The following is a 4000-nucleotide window of genomic DNA, read 5'->3' on the forward strand; positions in this document are numbered from 1 at the left end:
GAATACGTCCTTCGTCAGGCGATTTCTGGCCCTGGTTCGCCCAGGCCAGTTTGATCACCTGGCCGCTGTCGCTGACACTGTTGACCTTCTCGCCGGTGTCGATGCGTTCGGTAATCAGGTCAAAACGTCCGACGGCGAAGGAGGTCTTCGCGGCGTCCTCGAGTTTGACGATTCGTTCGCGCAGTCCCTTTTTTTGCAGGTCCAGTGCGCGGTAGTGACAGTAGGGGTTGTTGCCGGGTTTGCCGAGCAAGGAGTGCGACGTCCAGGTACAGCCGCCACGGCAGACATCGTTGTAGTAGCAGCTTCGGCAGTAGCCCCACAGATCCTCGACACCGCGCAGACGGCCAAAGTGCATGCCTTCGCTGTAGTGCCAGATATCGTGCAGGCTCATGTTGCGCACATTACCGCCGGAAAAACCCACCGTTGCCAAAGAAGGGCAGCCTTTGACGGTGCCGTCGGCTTCGAGTGCCAGCACGGTTTGCCCGGCCGCGCAGCCGCTCCAGTGCACGCGCTCGTCGCCAAAACCACGCCACATATGCTCGTAAGGGCCGTAGTAACCAATATTGTTACCCACGTTCATCAGCAGACCGCGATCGACGCCCTCGCGGTAAAGGCGTGCCAGCAACGGCATCACTTCAAGCAGTTGATAGGGCTGTAACAGCAGCTCTGGATGGTCGACGGCATTGCCCATGGCGACCGTCAGCTGGATCTGCCAGTGGGTGGCGCCGAGTTCGATGATCAAGTCCATCAGTTCGGGCAGATCGGGCAGGGTGGCCGCGCCGATCTGGGTGTTGACGCTCACGGCAAGCCCCGACTGTTTGGCGCGTCGCAGGGTATCGATAGCCTTGTCGAACGAGCCCGGAACATTGCGCACGGCGTCATGCAATGGGGCCAGTCCATCCAGCGAAACACCGACGCCATTGAGCCCGGCATCCACCGCGGCCTGCATTTTTGCCGGCGTCAGGTTGCGGCCACCGGTTTGTATCGCGCAATACATGCCGTGATCGTGGATCGCCTGGATCAGCTGAGTCCAGTCCTTGCGCAAATAGGCTTCACCGCCGATCAAGGTGATCTCGCGGGTGCCGAGTGCCGCCAGGGAATCGATGACATCCAGGCATTCCCGGGTGTTCAGTTCATCGGGGCGTCGATGGCCTGCGCGTGAGCCGCAATGCAGGCATTTCAGATCGCAGGCCAGGGTGATTTCCCAGACCACATGGACCGGCACATAACGTTTGAGGTCGGTTTCACTGAGGTAGCGGGCGGGGCGATTGTCTGACATGGGAAATCCTTGCGCACAGACACGTACGCGGCACGAATCCATCGAAGTGTTCGCGCCTTCCTTAGCATCAACGGCGCGAGCGGATTTACCTCGGGGTTGGAAGGTCCCGGGCTCGGTCACTGGTGGTCTGACCCAGCCCGGGTATTGCCGGTTAGCGTGCTTCCAGTCGGGCGATTTCTGCTTGCAACTGCTCAAGCGCACTGCGCAAGGCGCCGCTGCTGGCGAGTTGCTGTTCACCCTGGCTCACCACGGCCTTCAGTTGCGCCAGGTCACCGCTGGCTTGCGCTTGCTGCACGGCAACCGCGTAGAGCGGTAATTTGTGAGGTTGCGCGAACTCCTGGCGCTGAGCCGGGGCCTGGCTGACAGCCGCATGTCTGACTGTCGTCCAGTGGTCTTGATCGTAGTACTTGTAGTCGGCAAAACCGCTGGCCCAATCGGCGCCTAGAATGCCGCGCAGGTCGAAGGTCTGGGCGATATTGCTGTTAGGGCCGCTCGGGCTGCCATCCAGAGTGAGGATGATGTGGTTTTCCRCATCGGCAGTCAGTTTGGCCTCGGAATACTCACCCCAAACCTGGGCACGGAAATTGACAGGGGGGTAGGTGCTTTGAAAAATGCTCGCAATACCGCTGACTTTCTTGTTGACGGTATCCACCAGCAGATCCAGGGTTAAAACCGGTGCGCCGATTAGCGAGCTGGAAACGTTGAGGCGCGTGTGAAAAAGTCCAATTGACATGGTGCAACTCCCTTAATTTGTATTCAGGACAAGCCAGGCACATTCAGTTGCCGGTCAGCGGCGTTCCAGCCGGCTGATTTCACCCTTGGCGGCCTCAAGCGCACTCTGCAACTGGGGTTGCTGGTCCAGTTGTTGTTTGGCAAGGCTCGCCAGATTTTTCATCTGGGCCAGGTCCCAGCAGATTGAGCGCCAGGTTTTGTGCGCCCGGTTGTTGAGTACCAATTTGATAGCAGAGTGGGAATAAACCGACAGACTGTTGAGAAGAACCAGACATAATTATTGCCTCCATTGCAATAGGGGAGCGGAAACAGCAGTTAGTGCTGTTCCAGGCGTGCGACTTCCTTAGCCAACTGCTCGTACGCGCTACTGAGTTCTTTGGGTTCTGGCTTGGATGCATCGCGTTGTTTCAACAACGTTTTCATTTGCGGCAGGTTGCCTGCCTTGATCGCGCTTTGGATGGCCACCCCATAAGGGGGCATGCTATGGCCAGTTGAATTGCTCATAACGATTCCTTCCGTGGTTGTGCGAATACTGCTGTCTTCAGCAGTTTCTGCAGTTAAGCAGGCGTTGATAAATATGCAATGGGCAATGGGCTAGTACGGCTGATAAATTGTTAATATTATTTTATTAATAGCGACGCGTTAGGAAACTGGCTGTTTGTTATCAGGATTGGCGATGAGGGGAAGTGTGTCGGGTTCTTTTCTCATAAGCAGTGCGAGTTCTTATCGCCATTGATAATGAATATGTGTGGTTGTTTAATTTATGGGTAATTAAGTACGATAGTTCCAATAGGAACATCGTTTTATTGCGAGTTTTCAACCTTCCTGAGCGGCGATTCGCCGAATGATCTGCAAGGCTTCTTCGCGCAGCAACGGCTGTTTCATCCGCTCGGCCAGCAACGCCATTTGCCGAGAGTACTCGCAGGCGACCACCGCCTCGACCCGCTCGCCCTTGCACAACAGCGCGATGAACGCGTATTGCTCGGGGTTGCCTTCGAAGACGATCCGGTCCCACTGGTCGGCGTGACCGAGCATCTCGAAGGTCTTGTCGAAGTGATACGTCCAGAAGAACGGCACATCCACGTAGCGTGTTTCAACGCCCAGCATGTTTTGCGCGGCGATCCGCGCCTGCTGCTGCGCCAGGCGCCAGTGCTCGATGCGTGTGGGGAAACCTTGCCATGCAAAGGAGGCGATGTCGCCGGCAGCCCACAATCCAGGCGCAGCGCGCATGCCTTCGTTTACCGGCAGCCCGCCGTCATCGTCCAGCTCAACACCTTCGAGCAGGTCGGTGACCGGGTTGACGCCGATGCCGATCAGCACCAGGTCGGCGGGAAGTCGTTGGCCATTCTCGAGCAGAACGGCCTCGACGTTGTCCTGGCCCTCGAACGCCTTCGGCTGGGTATTGGCATGAAAGACCACGCCGTTGTCTTCGTGCAGAGACAAAATCGCCATGCCGATGCGCTCACCGAACAGCGTGCTGAACGGTGTTTCATGGTGCGCGACCACGCTGACTTCCAGGCCATGGCGGCGCAAGGCCGAAGCCGACTCCAGGCCGATGAAGCTGGCACCGATGATGACCACACGGGTACCGGGTTTTGCGATGTGCAGAATGCGCTCGGCGTCCGCTCGTGAACGCAGCGCCAGGATGTTGTGCAGATGCGCCCCGTCTACCGAAAGCGGCCTGGGTTCGCCGCCACTGGCCAGGAGCGCGGCGTCATAGTCGAAGGTACGCCCGTCACCCAGGGAAACCCTTTTGGCGGCTACGTCGAGACGGATGACCTCACCTTGAACCCGCTCGATGTGCTGTTCGTTGTAAAAGCGTTCATCCAGCAGCGGCGGGGTTTCTTCGACGGACATTTCCCCGGCAAGGACATATTTGCTCAGCACCGTGCGGTCATAGCCGGGGTCCGTTTCGCGATCGATCAACACCAGGCGACCGGCAAAGCCGTGTTCACGCAGGGCGGCTGTTGCCGCTGTGCCCGCAGCGCC

5 protein-coding genes are annotated in these 4000 nt (G+C 58.2%); all 5 read right to left on the reverse strand.

The features are described 5' to 3' along the window. Window positions 1–1279: GDL motif peptide-associated radical SAM/SPASM maturase (locus AC1DH9_RS27765; RefSeq protein WP_477809196.1), on the reverse strand; the 1279-nt coding region annotated here is incomplete at its 3' end. Between the two features lie 151 nt (window positions 1280–1430). After that, complete coding sequence (locus tag AC1DH9_RS27770) at window positions 1431–2012, reverse strand: DUF1842 domain-containing protein (protein WP_477809197.1); 582 nt, start codon at window positions 2010–2012, stop codon at window positions 1431–1433. A gap of 54 nt (window positions 2013–2066) precedes the next feature. Beyond that, on the reverse strand, window positions 2067–2174 hold the full coding sequence (locus AC1DH9_RS27775; protein WP_477809198.1) for a DUF1843 domain-containing protein: 108 nt from the start codon (window positions 2172–2174) through the stop codon (window positions 2067–2069). Between the two features lie 152 nt (window positions 2175–2326). Continuing rightward, complete coding sequence (locus AC1DH9_RS27780) at window positions 2327–2515, reverse strand: DUF1843 domain-containing protein (RefSeq protein ID WP_347927062.1); 189 nt, start codon at window positions 2513–2515, stop codon at window positions 2327–2329. A gap of 312 nt (window positions 2516–2827) precedes the next feature. Beyond that, window positions 2828–4000, reverse strand: a 1173-nt coding sequence (locus tag AC1DH9_RS27785) for an NAD(P)/FAD-dependent oxidoreductase (protein WP_477809199.1), incomplete at its 5' end; no start/stop codon positions are given.

It is taken from the genome of Pseudomonas sp. 05T35 (genome assembly GCF_056396605.1).

Coding starts and splice junctions, on each gene's coding strand:
- AC1DH9_RS27780 (WP_347927062.1), bottom strand. CDS start 2,515: ATGAGCAATTCAACTGGCCATAGCATGCCCCCTTATGGGGTGGCCATC.
- AC1DH9_RS27775 (WP_477809198.1), bottom strand. CDS start 2,174: ATGAAAAATCTGGCGAGCCTTGCCAAACAACAACTGGACCAGCAACCC.